Genomic DNA, 16,470 nt, shown 5'->3' on the forward strand with positions numbered 1-16,470 from the left:
GCGGCCTGCTGGTCGCCCTTTTTCAGGGGAGAGAGCTATGGAGAAAGAACGTACAATCTTTGGGACGGACGAACTGCTCATTATGAGTACAGGTCTTGTTGACCGCGAATCGTATCAGTCCCTTTACCACTTATATCAGCCTGTCATCGGTGTCAAAGCGCTCGCGCTGTATCAGACGCTGTGGAGTGAATTGAAACCAGGCAAAATGAAATCGAACTATATGTCTCATAGTGCCTTGTGTGAGATGTTGGAGTACTCCATCAATGAATTGACGGATAATCTATTTCGCCTCGAAGCCATCGGATTGGTACGGACGTACAAAACGAAAGATGCCCGATTGACGCAATACGTCTATCAGTTGCGTGTGCCGCTCGCGCCGCATACGTTTTTAAACGATGGACTGTTATCGAGCTTTCTCTTCTATAAAGTAGGGGAAGTGCGCTTTAAACAACTTCAGGGGCGTTTCACAATCGACCCTTTGCCAGCGGGAATCGTCGAGGTGACGAAAGACTTTAATGAAGTGTTTGATGTCAAAGGTGTCAATCATCGAGCGTTCACGCAAAAGAACTACGAAAAACCAGATCGTGCGAAGATTGAAATCAACTATTCGTTCGATATGGATATTGTGAAGAAACTGACGAATTTCCCAGTCGGGTTTTTCACAAAGAAATTAGACGAAACCATCACAAAACTGGCCTATGTCTCTCAACTCGACGAAGAGACGATGGCGGAGATGTTGAAAGAATATTTCGTTCACGAAGCCTATCTTCCGCTCAGTGAGCAGGAGAAGCGGGACGGATGCCGTCAGATGGTATTACAGTTGAAGAAAAAGCAGACACGGCATCGAAAAGAGAAGACGGTGGAGCTCGAAGAGACCAAGCTGGGAGACTTACATGATCCAGCGGTAATGGAAGCGGCCCACCCCCATCAATACGTATCGACACTTCGGAAGACGCCTCAGCTGTCGAAAAGTGATGAACAGTTGGTTATCGAACTCGTCGATACGCTCGGGCTCGCACCGGGCGTGATCAACGCACTCTTCTATTATTGTATTGAAGTGAAGAAACAGACTCGTCTGAACGAGAATTATGTCCTTCGTATCGCAACGAGTTGGAAGACGGCAGGTTATACGAACGCGAAAGAAGCGTTGGAGCAAGAAGCGTCACAAGATGCGCTCATTGAGAAGAAGCAACAAAAACGTGAAAATGTACAGCGGACGACTGTCGGTTCGCGTCGGAAATCTCAACAAGGCGAGATGCCGAAATGGCTCGAAGATGAAGCGAAACAACAGCGATCGTATGATCAGGCGAGAAAGAAAGAATTGGAGTCTTCCGTTCCGGATGACGCGGAGCTCGTAAAACTATTAAATGAATTGAAAGAGAAGGGGTGAGGGGATGGAACGAATCAACCAGTCGTTATCGCAGTTGATGAATCGAAAAGAAGTCCGCGAAGCGTATGAGTCGATTCGCAGACGAACGCTCAATCATCCAGGAGTAATCGCCTTTTTGAACGCTCATCCTGAGTTAGAAGAGAAAGCGATTGAAATTGGATTCACGAAGCTGAGTGAGTATGCCGAGCAGATGGATGGGAAGACGTTCATGGAAGAACAAGCCGTCATCCCGGGTCATCAACCGGTGCTCTATGTCGATCTCGGACAGATCGCCATTCGCTATGAAGAGACGGTAGCTCATCGACAAGCTAGACGCCAAAAAGAGATGGACCGTAAGTTTAAGAGCTTGTTCTTACCGGAAGAAGTTCGTGAGGCGAGCTTTGAGTCATTTGACTGGGCGGACGATGCACGCAAGATCGCACTTCGGGAAGCGATGCGTTTCGTAACGGGGATGAAGTCCAAACAAAAAGTAAACGGACTCTATTTACACGGGAGTTTCGGTGTCGGGAAAACGTATCTACTCGCCGCCATTGCCAATGAATTGAAAGTGGCGGATATCGAAACGATTTTAGTTCATGCGCCTGGATTCGTCTCGGAAGCAAAACGCAAAATTCGCACCGAATCGTTTGATTCATTTTTAACTTCGTTTCAACATGTACCTGTCTTGTTGATTGATGACATTGGTGCTGAGGCGATCAGCCCGTGGGTGCGCGACGAACTGTTCGGCATCATTCTCCAATATCGGATGATGCATCGATTGCCGACGTTATATAGTTCGAACTTTAGCGGAGAAGAGCTTGAGACTCACTTTTCAATCGATGGGTCCGCGCAAAATAAAATGAAGGCACAGCGTCTCATGCAACGAATTTCAACGACGACGACACAAATCGAACTGAAGGGTGAAAATCGACGTCGGTAAAGGATTGTTTTTCTCGGATGAGTTGACTATACTAATAACCATATAAGTGATGCATAGAAGAGGATATGAATCATCGAGACGAGTTTTAGCGAGGGAAGGGCGGTGGAAGCTTCCTAACGACGACGATGCATTTACTCCCTCAGAGCACCGTACGGGTCAATCGTGCGGCGATTCACACTCGTTATCGTGTGTTCGAGCCAAGCGTGATGCTTGGGAACGAGGGTGGTACCACGAGAATCAAAGCTCGTCCCTTTTTGAGGGATGGGCTTTTTTTATATTCATTTTTTGAGAGGGGACAGATGTACATGATTCAATTGACATTTCCAGATGGCGCGGTAAAAGAATTTGATGCCGGCGTCACGGCAGAAGACGTCGCAGGCTCAATCAGCCCGGGACTTCGCAAAAAAGCAATCGCAGCAAAACTAGACGGAGAACTCATCGACTACCGTCGTCCGATTGAACAGGACGGCAAAATCGAGCTCGTCATGCCAGATTCAGAGGACGGTCTCGACCTGATGCGTCACTCGTCAGCGCACTTGATGGCACAGGCAATCAAGCGTTTGTATGGAGAAGAGAACAACATCTATCTCGGGATTGGACCGACGATCGAGAACGGATTCTATTACGACATCGAAATGGATCGCCGAATCAATGAGGAAGATCTTCCTGAGATTGAGAAAATGATGAAACGCATCGTCGATGAAAACTTAGAAATCACTCGTGAAGTCGTTTCACGTGACGAAGCGCTCGCTCGTTATAAAGAGTTGGGAGACCCGCTCAAGATCGAGTTGATTGAAGACATTCCTGCCGATCAGACACTTACAATCTATCATCAAGGGGAATTCTTCGACCTTTGCCGAGGACCACACGTCCCATCGACTTCGAAGTTGAAAATCTTTAAATTGATGAGCGTGGCTGGAGCATACTGGCGTGGCGACTCTGACAACAAGATGTTACAGCGTATTTACGGGACGGCTTGGGCGACGAAAGAACAACTCGCTGAGCACTTGCGACTTCTTGAAGAAGCAAAAGAACGCGATCATCGTAAACTCGGAAAAGAACTCGACCTCTTCTTCGTCTCACAAGAAGTCGGTCAAGGACTTCCGATGTGGCTGCCAAAAGGTGCATCGATTCGTCGTACGGTCGAACGCTATATCGTCGACAAAGAGCTCGAACTCGGATACCAACACGTCTATACACCGGTGCTTGGGTCGGTCGACTTGTACAAGACATCTGGACACTGGGACCACTATCAAGATGACATGTTCCCGAAAATGGAGATGGACAATGAGGAACTCGTCCTTCGTCCGATGAACTGTCCGCACCACATGACAATCTATAAACATGAGCCACGCTCATACCGTGAGCTTCCACTCCGGATCGCTGAGCTTGGTGGGATGCACCGCTATGAGATGTCAGGCGCGCTCACAGGACTTCAACGTGTCCGCTACATGGTCTTGAACGACGGGCATACGTTCGTGACACCTGAACAGATGAAACAAGAGTTCAAAGACATCGTTCACTTGATTCAAGAAGTGTATGCTGACTTTGGCATCAAAGATTATCGTTTCCGTCTCTCGTATCGCGATCCTGCCGATAAAGAGAAGTACTTCGATAATGATGCGATTTGGGAAATGGCACAGAGCCAGTTGAAAGAAACGATGGACGAGCTCGAACTTCCATACTTTGAAGCAGAAGGAGAGGCGGCATTCTACGGACCGAAACTCGACGTGCAAGTACGTACGGCGCTCGGGAAAGAAGAGACGCTCTCGACTGTTCAACTTGACTTCTTACTCCCAGAACGTTTCGATTTGACGTACACAGGGCCGGACGGAAAAGACCATCGTCCAATCGTCTTGCACCGTGGTGTCGTCTCGACGATGGAACGATTTGTTGCGTATTTGATCGAAGAATACAAAGGCGCATTCCCAACATGGCTCGCACCGGTACAAGTGAAATTGATTCCGGTATCACATGTCCATGATGAGTATGTCGCTGAAGTCAAAGCGGAACTCGTCAAGCGTGGTGTCCGCGTCGAAACGGACCTCCGTGACGAGAAACTTGGCTATAAGATTCGTGAAGCGCAAATGAAGAAGATTCCGATGACGCTCGTACTTGGGGACAAGGAACGTGATGAGCGCGCGGTCAACATTCGCCGTTACGGTCAACAAGAACAAGTATCAGCATCACTTGACGAATTCATCGCATCCCTCACAGAAGAGATTGCGAACCGTTCACGCTAAGCAAGGAGCCACCTTTCCATCGAGAAAGGTGGTTTTTTTCGGTCTAAAGACGGATGTGTAATTCGTCGTCTGCACGTATCGTAAACAATAAGGAGTGATGATTCATGAATTATATGAAGCCAGTATTGGCACTTACTATTGGAGCAGTCGCATTTACAGGAGCACTTCCGAAAGTCGGGGCAGAGGCAATCGTCAATGACACGATTGTGACGCTCGGGGAGTCGCTCTCTTCAGAACAACAAAAATGGGTACTTGAACGGATGGACGCGCCAGAAGGAATCGAACCGATTATCACGACGGCAGCGGATGAAGAAAAATATTTAGGAGATTCTGTCCCACAGGCGCAACGTGGGGGAGGTATGTATTCGTCCGCACGAATCAAATTGACGGACGGGACAGGTCTTGATATTCAAACTGAAAATGTGACGTGGGTCACGAAAGATATGTATGCGAACGCATTGGTCACGGCAGGTGTGACGGATGCGGACATTTATATCACGTCGCCAATCAACGTGACGGGTACGTCCGCTTTGACAGGGATCATGAAGGCGTATGATCAAACGGCGGCCGAAACCGGGATTGAACTGTCGGATGAACGAAAAGAACTTGCGCAGGAAGAGTTGGCAGTGACGTCTGAAATCGGAAAGACAGTTGGTCAAGAGGATGTTGCAGGTCTCATGAACGAAATCAAAGCGGAAATCGCGAATCAAATGCCTGAGACGAATATTGAGATTCGCGACATTGTCATTCAAGTGTTGAATCAAAATAACGTCCAGCTGTCTGAAGGACAACTCGACCAATTGACGACATTATTTGAAAACATGCAACAAGCGAATCTAGATTGGTCTGCAATCAGTAACGGATTAAAAGATGCAGGTCAGGACGTACAGGCTTTTCTTGAACAAGAGGAAGTCCAAGGATTCTTTGCGAGACTATTTGAAGCAATTAGCAACTTCTTCAAGTCGCTCACGAATTAAATGTGTGTCATTGTGAAAAGAAGGAAAACTGGGTAAAAAAATCGTCTAACGGGGTAAATAACTTTCATCCATTATTTTAATCTTAGGGAGGAATCGTTATGCTCGGTGGTGTTCCGCTACATCCATTGCTCGTGCATGCTCCGATTGGTCTTCTACTGTTTGGGACGCTTTTGATTTTGATTAGCTTCAAATGGACAAGTTTTCGACTGTTTGCACTCGTCACGCTCGTTGCTGGATTAATATCGGGCGGAGTGGCATTTCTATCGGGTGACAGTGCCGAGGAGTATGCGGAAGCAAACCTTCCTTCGGTCACAGAGGCGATGATTGAAAACCATGAACATTTTGCCTTGTACAGCTTGATCGCGTTTGGCATCACTGTTGTCTTGCTTGCCATTGGATATCGTGCGAAAGGGAAGCTATGGATCACGCTTAGTTTTGTGATTGCACTCGTGGGAGCGGGACTTCTTGCATACGCCGGGCATCTCGGTGGACAGATGATTTACGCACAGTAAACATGAATAAACGTCCAATTCCATAGATTTGGAACTGGACGTTTTTATATGGTACATAAGCAGGACAGGTTTTTTTACACTTCAATACCATCGTTTATGAATATAGTTTTGAGCTGACTCGTGATCATCGACAATCTTTAATGTGATACGATTCATCTCTTCTAATAAGTCCGTTAATACTGCCTGTAACTTTTCATCTTCTAAGCCATGCGCCTGCATCGTTTTACTGACGATCTGCTGAACCTGGTCGTGATAGTCATGTTCGCGCGAGACGTCTTTTCGCCAGTTCATGTAAATCCCTCCTTTGTTATTTCATTATTCCCTTTGAAAAGGTATTGCGAAACGAGAGAATGACTGGTATCATCATAAAAGTGTGAGCTACCAATTATTCATGCGCGATATCTTGACATCTTTTCCTGCTAGTGCTAAGATGACATAGTGATTAAAAACAACAAAGCAGAAGCACCCGCTTTTCACCTCGTCTGAGAGTCATCAGGCAGGTCCATCAAGTTCTTGGTTCAATCGGCATCGTCTGCCGTTTTATGACCTCAACTGATGTGTGGGTGGGAAACTGCCGACGCTTTTTTTATTGCCATGTTGTCTTGTCAATCTAAATCTCGTGCAATCGCACGATGGAGGTGCTAACCATTAGCAAAGAGCTCTTTATCAACGAAAACATTCGTGCCCGTGAAGTACGTCTCATTGGCGCAGACGGCGCACAACTCGGTGTGAAATCGCGTAACGATGCGTTACGTTTAGCTGAAGAAGCAGAACTAGACTTAGTCTTGGTCGCGGACAAAGCGAATCCACCGGTCGCTAAAATTATGGATTATGGGAAGTACCGTTTCGAACTCCAGAAAAAGGAGAAAGAAGCGCGTAAAAACCAAAAAGTCATCCAAATGAAAGAAGTACGTCTCAGTCCAACAATCGAGGACAACGATTTCCAAACAAAATTGCGTAACGCACGCAAGTTCCTTGAAAAAGGAAACAAAGTGAAGGCTTCGATTCGTTTCCGCGGACGTGCCATCACACACTCGGAAATCGGGAAACGTGTTTTGGACAAAATGGCAGCGGAATGTGCCGATTTGGCAACAGTTGAACAAAAGCCGAAGATGGAAGGACGCAGCATGTTCTTAGTGCTGGCTCCGAACAAAGAAGATTAATCATCGATTCTCAGTGGGGAGGAAATACTCATGCCGAAAATGAAATCGCACCGCGGTGCTTCGAAACGTTTCAAACGTACAGCATCAGGTAAACTCAAGCGTTCACACGCTTACACAAGTCACTTGTTCGCAAACAAATCGACTAAAGCGAAACGTAAGCTCCGTAAAGGCGCTATCGTATCAGCTGGAGACTTCAAACGCATTCGCAACATGATCGCGAAGTAATACAGAAACAATTAGGAGGGAATCCATATGCCACGCGTAAAAGGCGGTTATACGACTCGTCAACGTCGTAAAAAGCAAATTAAACTTGCCAAAGGATACTTTGGTTCGAAACACATTCTATTTAAAGTAGCAAAACAACAGGTCATGAAGTCACTCATGTACGCTTACCGTGACCGTCGTCAGAAGAAACGTGATTTCCGTCGTCTTTGGATCACACGTATCAATGCGGCAGCACGTACAAACGGTCTCTCATACAGCCGTATGATGCACGGCCTCAAGCTTGCAGGAATCGACATCAACCGTAAGATGCTTGCTGAGCTTGCTGTGACAGATGCACAGGCATTCGCGTCACTCGCTGAAACAGCTAAATCAAAATTGAACGCGTAATCGTTCAATCGACAGCGCCGAGACATTCTCTCGGCGCTTTCTTTTTTCTTCAGAATTTCTTAGAATTAAGAGAAGGAGGAAAGCGTATGAATCAATCAGTTGTCGCCATCGTTGCCCTTGCGCTGATCGTCTTGAACGTATATACCTATATCCAGGCAAAACGTTATACGCATGGCCAAGGTGATTTCAACGTGCTATACGCCTATGCAGGAGGAGCCATCGGTGCCTTGTTCGGTCTCCATTTGACGCGCAAAAAGACCGTTCATGCCCCAAAACTGCTCCAATTACAAGTATTGATTTTAGCGGTAGGCTGGTCTTTAATGATTTTAGTACTGCTATAAGTGGAGATAGAGGAGGAACATCCGGTGAACTGGACAACATTGTTTGATCGGCAGCGCGAATTAGACGAGCGGATCAAAGCACAACATGGATTATCCGGCAATCAATTCGATGAACGGTTACTGGCGCTGCTTGTCGAACTCGGTGAACTGGCTAACGAAACACGTAGCTTTAAGTTTTGGTCGAAGAAAGGACCGTCGCCTCAAGATGTGATCTTAGAAGAATATGTAGACGGCATTCATTTCTTACTGTCACTCGGCCTTGCACTTGGATATGAACGAGACGCGTTTCCTGCGGGGAGCTCATATCTTGATGCGACTGATGCTTTTTTAGATATTTATCGAAAAGTGACGAACTTTGGTCTTTCGAAAACAGAAGCGATGTACGAGACGCTGATGGCAGCGTATCTTGAACTTGGCTATACGCTCGGGTTCAATGAACAACTCATTTTCATGGCGTATATGAACAAAAATGAAGTGAACCATGAGCGACAACAATTAGGCTATTAAAGAAAAGGAGCGGATTGGTATGAATGAATCGTTACATATGTTAAAACGTCTGACAGACGCAACTGGCGTCCCGGGAAATGAAGGGGAAGTCCGTCAGTTAATGCGTGAATACCTTGAACCACATGTCGAATCATTTGAACAAGACGGTCTCGGAAGTTTATTTGGTCGAGTGACTGGAAATGAAGAGGGTCCTCGTGTCATGATTGCAGGCCACATGGATGAAGTCGGTTTCATGGTCACGCGTGTGGAAGAAAGTGGGTTCCTACGTTTCCAAGCGCTTGGTGGATGGTGGAACCAAGTCCTATTGGCACAACGGATGGATGTCGTGACGCGTTCTGGTGAAAAAATCCCGGGCGTGATTGGTGCGAAACCACCACATGTCCTTCCCCTTGAAGCACGTAAAAAACCGGTTGAAATCAAAGATATGTTCTTAGATATCGGAGCGACATCAAAAGACGAAGTCGCCGAATGGGGAATTCGTCCGGGTGATACGGTCGTCCCGCATTGTGAATTCACGGTCATGAAAAATGAGAACTTCTTGATGGCGAAAGCTTGGGATAACCGAATCGGTTGTGCCATTGCCATTGAAGCTGCAAAACGCCTGAAGGAAGAAACATTCCCAGGTGTCATCTATACAGGTGCGACGGTACAAGAAGAAGTTGGTTTACGTGGAGCGGTCACAGCAGCTAACTTGGTTCGACCAGATGTGGCGATTGCTGTCGATACAGGAATTCCAAGTGATACGCCCGGAATGACACCAGCAGAAGGGTTGTCAAAACTTGGTGATGGCGTTCAAGTCATCTTCTTTGATGCAACGACTGTGACGAATCCACGTCTCGTCGACCTCATTGTTGAGGTAGCAAAAGAAAACGACATCAAATATCAGCTTGATTTGACACCAGGTGGCGGAACAGACGCAGGACGATTCCATTTGTCTGGGATTGGAATGCCGGCGATTGCGTTGACAGTACCTGTTCGTTATTTACACACGAACGTGTCAATCATCCATAAAGACGACTACGAAGCAGCGGTTGAACTCGTTGTCGCATTAACGAAACGCTTAGACCACGAGACGGTCCAATGGTTGAAAGAGGGATAATATGACGAAGATAACGTCTACGAAGAGCGAGACGATTAAACGATTAAAACGATTGATGACGAAAAAAGGACGCCAAGAAACCGGGCAATTCCTTGTAGAGGGAGAGCATTTGGTGGATGAGGCAATCCGAGCAGGTCGTCTCGTACAACTTATCATGGCAGAGTCGTACGTACCGAAAAAGACGTGGCGCATCGAGGACATGCCGGTGCTCGAGTTATCTGATCATGTCGCTGACCTGTTATCTGAGACAGAAAAGACACAAGGTGTGTTTGCTGTCGTGAAGATGACGCCGGTAGAGCGTAAGATGAAGAAAGTTCTCGTGTTAGACCGAGTACAGGACCCAGGTAACCTAGGTACGATGATTCGGACGGCAGATGCAGCCGGATTTGATACGGTGCTCCTCGGGAAAGGGACGGTCGATCCGTTCAATGCCAAAGTCGTTCGTGCGACTCAAGGTTCCCTGTTTCACGTGAACGTGACTTCGGTTGACTTGCTTGAAAAACTACCTGAACTGAAAGAAGATGGTTTCCATGTGTATGGAACAGCCCTTTCGAAAGCGACATCGTATGAGCAGGTAGCATTTGAAGACAAAGTAGCCTTGGTCATCGGAAATGAAGCACAAGGTGTACATGCCGATGTGTTGGCACTGTGCGACACACGTGTCCATATTCCAGTACTCGGTGAGGCAGAATCGCTCAATGCGGCGGTCGCTGCCGGTATTTTAATGTATCGGATCGCTTTACAATAATCTTGTCAGCACGTGAAAAACGTGATAGGTTAAACACATCGATGAATATGATATGACGTTGAAAGAACATAGTAAGCGAATGACCGATTCCGTTCAGGGAGCATAGGCCGTGACTGAGAGCCTAAGCCGGAATCGTCGCTGAATTCACTCTGGAGTCGTGTTGGAGACAACACCGGTTTGGCATCTCGATAACGATGCTCTCAAGTGGGCCAACTATTGGCCAAGTAGGGTGGTACCGCGATGATTCGTCCCTTCAGTCAACGACTGAAGGGACTTTTTTATGTAGAGGAGGAAGTGAACATATGAAAGAGCAATTAGAACAGTTACAAATGGAAGCACTTGAAGAAATCAAACAGGCATCCACACAAAAATCATTAAATGACGTCCGCATCAAATATTTAGGGAAAAAAGGTCCGATGACCGAGGTACTTCGTGGGATGGGTAAGTTATCCGCGGAGGAACGTCCAGTCATTGGTGAATTGGCGAATACGGTCCGCACGTCGATTCAAACGACGCTCGATGCTCGAATCGAAGAAGTGAAGGCAATCGAGCTAGAAGAGAAGTTAAAAGCGGAAACGCTTGACGTGACGCTCCCGGGACGTACATCGGCTCCAGGGCACAGTCATCTCTTGCAACAGATCATCGACGAGATGGAAGATTTATTCGTCGGACTTGGATACACGATCGCAGAAGGTCCTGAAGTCGAAACGGACTTGTACAACTTTGAGATGCTCAACTTGCCAAAAGACCACCCAGCACGTGATATGCAAGACTCGTTCTATATTACCGAGGAGACGTTGCTCCGTACACATACGTCACCGGTACAAGCACGGACGATGCTAGAGGCGAACGGGAAACCGATTCGCATCATTTGCCCAGGAAAAGTATATCGTCGTGATGAAGATGACGCGACGCACTCGCATCAATTCATGCAAATCGAAGGGTTAGTCGTCGATGAGTCGATTTCGATGGCAGACTTAAAAGGAACGCTTGAAGTGTTCGTGAAGCAATTATTTGGTGAGGCACGTGAAATTCGTCTTCGCCCAAGCTTCTTCCCATTCACGGAGCCATCCGTTGAAGTTGATATTTCGTGCTTCAAGTGTGGAGGAAAAGGTTGTAACGTCTGTAAGGGAACCGGCTGGATTGAAATTCTCGGAGGCGGGATGGTACATCCACATGTGTTAGAGATGGCAGGCTATGACTCGTCAAAAGTGTCAGGATTCGCATTCGGAATCGGTGTTGAGCGTATGGCGATGCTCAAACACGGTGTCGATGACATCCGCCACTTCTACACAAACGACTTACGCTTCATCGAGCAATTCTAAGGAGGAAGACAGATGTTACTATCAAAAAAATGGTTGAATCAATATATTGATGTGTCAGATTTGAGCGGAGAAGCACTTGGCGACTTGATCACAAAAAACGGGATTGAAGTGGAAAGTGTCACAAACCGTGCAGAAGGACTTTCTGGGATTGTCGTCGGTCGTGTCCTTTCATGTGAGAAGCATCCAGAAGCGGATAAATTGAACGTGACAAAAGTAGACATCGGCGAATGTGATCCCGTTCAAATCGTCTGTGGCGCACCGAACGTACGCGAAGGTCAACACGTCATCGTGGCGAAAGTTGGCGCACGTTTACCAGGACTAAAGATTAAAAAAGCAAAACTTCGCGGTGTCGAATCTCAAGGAATGATCTGTTCGCTCGAGGAACTCGGATTCGAGAAGAAGCAAATTCGAGAAGATGAGCAAGACGGAATTCACACGTTCCGTGAAGATGTCCAAGTTGGAGCGGACGTACTCGACTTACTCGACTTGAACGATGAGGTCATCGAGCTTGGCCTGACACCGAACCGTTCGGACTGTTTGAGCCTTTATGGAATCATTCATGAAGTGGCGGCAATTCTAGAACGTCCGTACACGTTGCCAGAAGCAGAGGTCACTTCCTCTTCTACGTCTGAAGTGTCGATTGAACTCGCTACACCGAACTGCCCGTACTATGCGGCGCGTGAAGTACGAGGAGTCACAATCGCAGAATCTCCACAATGGCTTAAAAACATCTTGATTGCAGAGGGCGTTCGCCCAATCAATAACATTGTTGATGTGACGAACTACGTGATGCTTGAAATCGGTCAACCGCTCCATGCATTCGATGCGAAAAAACTCGGTCAATCGATTGTGGTCCGCCAGGCTGAGAACGGAGAAGAAATGGTTACGCTAGATGATGTGACACGTACGCTCGACGCTTCAATGATGGTCATCACAGATGGTCAGACACCGGTAGCAATCGCAGGTGTCATGGGTGGTGCGAACACAGAAGTGGACGCCTCTACGACAGATATCGTCTTAGAATCAGCATACTTTGATCCGGCTTCAGTTCGTAAGACGAGCCGTACGCTCGGTCTTCGTTCTGACTCAAGCGCTCGTTTTGAAAAAGGTGTGGACCCGGAACGTGTCATGCTTGCGCTCGACCGTGCTGCTCGATTGATTGTGGAGCTCGGTGGAGGCGAGATTCGGGAAGCGACTGTTTCTGGTGAAAAAGAGTCACGCGCTCGTCAAATCGAAGTCTCGGTCGATTACATTAATAAACGTCTAGGAATGACACTTGATCGTCAAACGATTGAACGTATTCTAGAACGTCTCGGTCTAGCTACAGAAGGCGATGATGTATTGAGTGTCCATATCCCTTCTCGTCGTCCGGACTTAGAGCTGCCAGCTGACATCACGGAAGAAGTTGCTCGTCTATACGGATATGACAGCCTCCCGTCGACGTTACCTGCATCTCAGTCGAAAGGCTATCTACCAGCAATCAACGTGTTGCGCAGAAAAACACGCCGCATGTTACAAGGTGTCGGATTATCACAAGCGATCACCTATTCATTAACGAGTGAGGCACATGCGACACGTTTTGGTGGTCAAGCCGATCAACTCGTCCGTCTAGCGATGCCAATGAGTGAAGAGCGTTCTGTACTTCGCACATCACTCATCCCTGGACTGTTAGAGGCGGCACGTTACAACACGGCGCGTCAACAGTCAAACGTCGCACTCTACGAAACAGGGCGTGTCTATACGGAGCAAGGAGATACGTTACCACGTGAAAAAGAACGGGTGGCGGGAGTTGTCACAGGTCTTTGGATGGATCATCGTTCACAAGGCACTCGGATTCCGGTCGACTACTTTGTTGCGAAAGGGATTGTCGACACGTTGGTTCAAACACTTCGTCTTGATGTCACGTATGAAGCGGTATCGATGCCGGATATGCATCCAGGTCGTACGGCGAACATTTTGATGAACGGTGACGTCATCGGTTATGTTGGACAAGTGCATCCAGGAACGTCAAAAGAAGTCTACGGGATGAAAGAAGTGTATGTGTTTGAACTCGACCTATTGGCACTTAATGGGGAAGAGATGCTTCTGTATCAAGACGTGCCACGTTATCCATCGATTTCACGAGATTTGGCACTCGTCTTGCCACGTTCGATTCCGGCTGGCACAGTGGAGCAAACAATTCGTGAAGCGGCAGGTCCACTCTTGATCGACCTCGTCTTGTTTGACGTATATACAGGGGAGAATATTGGACCAGAAGAGAAGTCGATTGCCTTCTCACTCAAGTTCCAAGACCCGTCACGAACGTTACAAGATGAAGAAGTAACAGCAGCATATGAAACAATCGTCGAAGCGGTCCGTGTAGCACACGGCGCTGAAGTACGAGCGTAAAAATAAGGAGCGTTGTCCGATTTGGACAGCGCTCCTTATTTCATTGGATTTCAAGGGCAAGGTCACCGAACTTCGTCCAACCGACGAGGCTCGTGACACGATAAAGTGCCCAGGTAATGAGTGCAGGAAGAACGACACCTGTCATCGTGAAGATGAGAAACGCATCCATTCCTTGTACCGCTAAAATTTGAAGCGGGGCAATGAGAGAGTTAAGTCCGAGACCGGCGATTTCATACGGCACTTGTAGTGAGAATAGTAACGTGGCAATCGGTGCTGAGATCATCGCTGCAATGAATGGTGGAACGACGATTCGCGGATTTTTGATGATGTTCGGGAACTGAACTTTCGGCGTGACAAAGAAGGAAGCGACCAAACCACCTGGATCGGTTTGACGATACGCCATTAATGTAAATCCGACAAATTGAGCAGAACAACCAATCAATGCGGCAGCACTGGCGACAGGGTCTAATTGAAGAGCGATGGCGAGTGCGGCCGATGAAGCAGGTGACATGAGCATGACACTGAAGACAAGGGCGATGACGAGAGATGTCGCGATTGGTGACGTTTCAACGGACGCTGTGATTCCTTGACTAATGGAGTTGATGAGAGGAGTCGTGACTGCCGCTGCGGCAACACCGACGATTCCACCTCCGAGAACGGCTGTTACGGGTACGACCATCATGTCGAACTTTGTTTTTCCGAGAACGCGTTTGCCGAGCCATACTGCTGCTGCGGCTGCAATCAATGCACTAATCGGTTGACCTGGAACGAGGACGAGCCCACTTTCGGTCGCTTTTAAAGCAGCACCACCAATCGTTGCGGCAATCATTGCGCTAAACAAGATGAGCGTGTTCCCACCGAGTTGAAAGGCAACACCGGCTCCCAGTGCTGGTGCCAACAAGGATTTCGCAACTTGCCCGATTTGAACGAGCATCGCGATCCCGGTCAAATTACCAATCGTCTCAATCAATAGACCAACACCGAGCGTGACGAGTACGGCGTTTGCCATCCCTGCTGAAATTTTTACCATTCGATCCATCATATACTGCTTCACTTCCATCATCTCCTCTTTGTCTATGTGCCAATAAAAAAACCTATCCAATTAGGATAGGCGCGGGTTACATGTGCAGGCGCCTGTCCGATTACCACGGGAACAAGGGCCTGAAAAGTCGTTTTTCAAAAACAAAACGATTTCAGTCCCTCAGTCGAATAATAATCAGCAGGCTGTTCATATGTACGGGTTTGAACATCTCAAGCATCTCCTCTTTGTTGGATTTGCTAAAGAATACCATCTATTTTTGTAATAATCAATATTTTCTGAAAATAAACTGAAAAAAATTCAGGATGTATGGTGGCATCCTGAATCAGCTCATTTGTAGAGAGCGTGCTTGAATTTGATCGTCGATGAATTTCATCGACAACGAATTGAATTGCTCGGGTTGATCCACATTCACGACGTGACCAGAGTCTGCAACGATTTCAACATTGGCAGTTGGTTGGTGTTTTGCGGTCCGTTCCACAGCTTCAAGGAACATATAATCTTCATCGCCCATGATATATAAAATCGGGACGTTCGTTTGAATCGAAGTGATTTGATTTAGTAATGGATTGATGTTCTCGGTCATCTTAAACCAGCGTATAAATTCGCGTTGACACAAGTTCGCAGCGTCACGAACAAACATCATCCGTGATTTTTTATGCCGTTTTTTCGGCAATAAGATCCATGCGAACAATTTGTATAACCACATATAGGGAACGAAATTTTGAACAAGGCTACCGAGTCGAATGAGAAGCGTCGAACGAACGTTGAACTTGACGATGGCGCCTCCAAGGACGACCGATGCGATCCGGTCCGGATAATGTTCAAACATCGCCTGAATCACAATCGTACCTAAAGAAAGTCCGACCATATGACCTTTTTCGATGCCTAAGTGATCCATGACCTCAATGACATCTTTCGCGACGACATCGAACGTATAGGCGTTCAACGGTTGTTTAAGCGATTGTTCAGCATCGTATGAACCACCATGTCCACGTAAATCGACGAGCAACACATTATATTTCTTACGGAATGGGCGAAGTTGACGATACCAATGTGACAAACTTCCACCAGCTCCGTGAATGAAGACGACCCAAGGATGGTCATCGCTGATTGTGTAGGTTTTATAATGCAACATGAACGCTATCCTCCAAAAATTTTAAGTTCATTTAACCATAAAATGAGTATATCATATTTGAAATCGAAC

17 protein-coding genes are annotated in these 16,470 nt (G+C 47.1%); 14 read left to right on the forward strand and 3 right to left on the reverse strand.

The genetic code is table 11. The features are described 5' to 3' along the window. Positions 1–37 precede the first annotated feature (37 nt). The 5 genes from ACQKD4_RS04505 to ACQKD4_RS04525 all read left to right on the forward strand — a co-directional run bounded on the left by ACQKD4_RS04505 (position 38) and on the right by ACQKD4_RS04525 (position 6,041). Positions 38–1,390, forward strand: a complete 1,353-nt coding sequence (locus ACQKD4_RS04505; protein WP_427372578.1) for a DnaD domain protein — start codon at positions 38–40, stop codon at positions 1,388–1,390. 4 nt (positions 1,391–1,394) lie between these two features. Next, positions 1,395–2,309 (forward strand): primosomal protein DnaI, encoded by a 915-nt coding sequence (dnaI, locus tag ACQKD4_RS04510; RefSeq protein ID WP_214693213.1) that lies wholly within the window; start codon positions 1,395–1,397, stop codon positions 2,307–2,309. Between the two features lie 299 nt (positions 2,310–2,608). Next, a complete protein-coding gene (thrS, locus tag ACQKD4_RS04515; RefSeq protein ID WP_214782220.1) occupies positions 2,609–4,552 on the forward strand; it encodes a threonine--tRNA ligase in 1,944 nt (647 codons plus the stop codon). A gap of 104 nt (positions 4,553–4,656) precedes the next feature. Continuing rightward, positions 4,657–5,529, forward strand: a complete 873-nt coding sequence (locus ACQKD4_RS04520; RefSeq protein ID WP_224861528.1) for a DUF1002 domain-containing protein — start codon at positions 4,657–4,659, stop codon at positions 5,527–5,529. Between the two features lie 98 nt (positions 5,530–5,627). Further along, on the forward strand, positions 5,628–6,041 hold the full coding sequence (locus ACQKD4_RS04525) for a DUF2231 domain-containing protein (protein WP_224861526.1): 414 nt from the start codon (positions 5,628–5,630) through the stop codon (positions 6,039–6,041). Between the two features lie 81 nt (positions 6,042–6,122). On the opposite strand, the gene ACQKD4_RS04530 is transcribed toward ACQKD4_RS04525, so the two are convergent. After that, a complete protein-coding gene (locus ACQKD4_RS04530; protein ID WP_012726699.1) occupies positions 6,123–6,332 on the reverse strand; it encodes a hypothetical protein in 210 nt (69 codons plus the stop codon). A gap of 341 nt (positions 6,333–6,673) precedes the next feature. Here ACQKD4_RS04530 and infC point away from each other — a divergent pair, with 341 nt between their 5' ends. The 9 genes from infC to pheT all read left to right on the forward strand — a co-directional run bounded on the left by infC (position 6,674) and on the right by pheT (position 14,224). Next, a complete protein-coding gene (gene infC / locus ACQKD4_RS04535; RefSeq protein WP_074033409.1) occupies positions 6,674–7,204 on the forward strand; it encodes a translation initiation factor IF-3 in 531 nt (176 codons plus the stop codon). 30 nt (positions 7,205–7,234) lie between these two features. Next, on the forward strand, positions 7,235–7,429 hold the full coding sequence (gene rpmI / locus ACQKD4_RS04540; RefSeq protein ID WP_012726697.1) for a 50S ribosomal protein L35: 195 nt from the start codon (positions 7,235–7,237) through the stop codon (positions 7,427–7,429). Between the two features lie 27 nt (positions 7,430–7,456). Then, entirely contained in the window at positions 7,457–7,816 is a 360-nt protein-coding gene (rplT, locus tag ACQKD4_RS04545; protein WP_012726696.1) for a 50S ribosomal protein L20, read from the forward strand. Between the two features lie 86 nt (positions 7,817–7,902). Beyond that, positions 7,903–8,157 (forward strand): hypothetical protein, encoded by a 255-nt coding sequence (locus ACQKD4_RS04550; protein WP_214693206.1) that lies wholly within the window; start codon positions 7,903–7,905, stop codon positions 8,155–8,157. 24 nt (positions 8,158–8,181) lie between these two features. Continuing rightward, positions 8,182–8,664, forward strand: coding sequence for a dUTP diphosphatase (locus ACQKD4_RS04555; protein ID WP_074033407.1), 483 nt, complete (start codon positions 8,182–8,184; stop codon positions 8,662–8,664). Between the two features lie 19 nt (positions 8,665–8,683). After that, a complete protein-coding gene (locus ACQKD4_RS04560; protein ID WP_427372579.1) occupies positions 8,684–9,763 on the forward strand; it encodes a M42 family metallopeptidase in 1,080 nt (359 codons plus the stop codon). A gap of 1 nt (position 9,764) precedes the next feature. Further along, positions 9,765–10,511: a TrmH family RNA methyltransferase gene (locus ACQKD4_RS04565; protein WP_074033405.1), complete on the forward strand. Its 747-nt coding sequence runs from the start codon at positions 9,765–9,767 to the stop codon at positions 10,509–10,511. A gap of 302 nt (positions 10,512–10,813) precedes the next feature. Continuing rightward, positions 10,814–11,836, forward strand: a complete 1,023-nt coding sequence (pheS, locus tag ACQKD4_RS04570) for a phenylalanine--tRNA ligase subunit alpha (RefSeq protein WP_224861524.1) — start codon at positions 10,814–10,816, stop codon at positions 11,834–11,836. A 12-nt stretch (positions 11,837–11,848) separates the two neighbouring features. Further along, positions 11,849–14,224, forward strand: a complete 2,376-nt coding sequence (pheT, locus tag ACQKD4_RS04575) for a phenylalanine--tRNA ligase subunit beta (protein WP_427372580.1) — start codon at positions 11,849–11,851, stop codon at positions 14,222–14,224. A 40-nt stretch (positions 14,225–14,264) separates the two neighbouring features. On the opposite strand, the gene ACQKD4_RS04580 is transcribed toward pheT, so the two are convergent. Continuing rightward, the gene (locus ACQKD4_RS04580; RefSeq protein WP_427372581.1) at positions 14,265–15,287 is read right to left on the reverse strand and encodes a PTS transporter subunit IIC; all 1,023 of its coding nucleotides are present in this window, start codon (positions 15,285–15,287) and stop codon (positions 14,265–14,267) included. A gap of 301 nt (positions 15,288–15,588) precedes the next feature. Then, on the reverse strand, positions 15,589–16,401 hold the full coding sequence (locus ACQKD4_RS04585; RefSeq protein ID WP_214693189.1) for an alpha/beta fold hydrolase: 813 nt from the start codon (positions 16,399–16,401) through the stop codon (positions 15,589–15,591). Positions 16,402–16,470 lie beyond the last annotated feature (69 nt).

The organism is Exiguobacterium sp. NPDC077395, assembly GCF_050269125.1.
GTDB classification, from domain to species: Bacteria; Bacillota; Bacilli; order Exiguobacteriales; family Exiguobacteriaceae; genus Exiguobacterium; species Exiguobacterium aestuarii_A.

What these genes read in the sequence shown, in the direction of transcription:
- ACQKD4_RS04505 (WP_427372578.1), top strand. Translation starts at nt 38, where the DNA reads ATGGAGAAAGAACGTACAATCTTTGGGACGGACGAACTGCTCATTATG.
- dnaI (WP_214693213.1), top strand. Translation starts at nt 1,395, where the DNA reads ATGGAACGAATCAACCAGTCGTTATCGCAGTTGATGAATCGAAAAGAA.
- thrS (WP_214782220.1), top strand. Translation starts at nt 2,609, where the DNA reads ATGTACATGATTCAATTGACATTTCCAGATGGCGCGGTAAAAGAATTT.
- ACQKD4_RS04520 (WP_224861528.1), top strand. Translation starts at nt 4,657, where the DNA reads ATGAATTATATGAAGCCAGTATTGGCACTTACTATTGGAGCAGTCGCA.
- ACQKD4_RS04525 (WP_224861526.1), top strand. Translation starts at nt 5,628, where the DNA reads ATGCTCGGTGGTGTTCCGCTACATCCATTGCTCGTGCATGCTCCGATT.
- ACQKD4_RS04530 (WP_012726699.1), bottom strand. Translation starts at nt 6,332, where the DNA reads ATGAACTGGCGAAAAGACGTCTCGCGCGAACATGACTATCACGACCAG.
- infC (WP_074033409.1), top strand. Translation starts at nt 6,674, where the DNA reads ATGGAGGTGCTAACCATTAGCAAAGAGCTCTTTATCAACGAAAACATT.
- rpmI (WP_012726697.1), top strand. Translation starts at nt 7,235, where the DNA reads ATGCCGAAAATGAAATCGCACCGCGGTGCTTCGAAACGTTTCAAACGT.
- rplT (WP_012726696.1), top strand. Translation starts at nt 7,457, where the DNA reads ATGCCACGCGTAAAAGGCGGTTATACGACTCGTCAACGTCGTAAAAAG.
- ACQKD4_RS04550 (WP_214693206.1), top strand. Translation starts at nt 7,903, where the DNA reads ATGAATCAATCAGTTGTCGCCATCGTTGCCCTTGCGCTGATCGTCTTG.
- ACQKD4_RS04560 (WP_427372579.1), top strand. Translation starts at nt 8,684, where the DNA reads ATGAATGAATCGTTACATATGTTAAAACGTCTGACAGACGCAACTGGC.
- ACQKD4_RS04565 (WP_074033405.1), top strand. Translation starts at nt 9,765, where the DNA reads ATGACGAAGATAACGTCTACGAAGAGCGAGACGATTAAACGATTAAAA.
- pheS (WP_224861524.1), top strand. Translation starts at nt 10,814, where the DNA reads ATGAAAGAGCAATTAGAACAGTTACAAATGGAAGCACTTGAAGAAATC.
- pheT (WP_427372580.1), top strand. Translation starts at nt 11,849, where the DNA reads ATGTTACTATCAAAAAAATGGTTGAATCAATATATTGATGTGTCAGAT.
- ACQKD4_RS04580 (WP_427372581.1), bottom strand. Translation starts at nt 15,287, where the DNA reads ATGATGGAAGTGAAGCAGTATATGATGGATCGAATGGTAAAAATTTCA.
- ACQKD4_RS04585 (WP_214693189.1), bottom strand. Translation starts at nt 16,401, where the DNA reads ATGTTGCATTATAAAACCTACACAATCAGCGATGACCATCCTTGGGTC.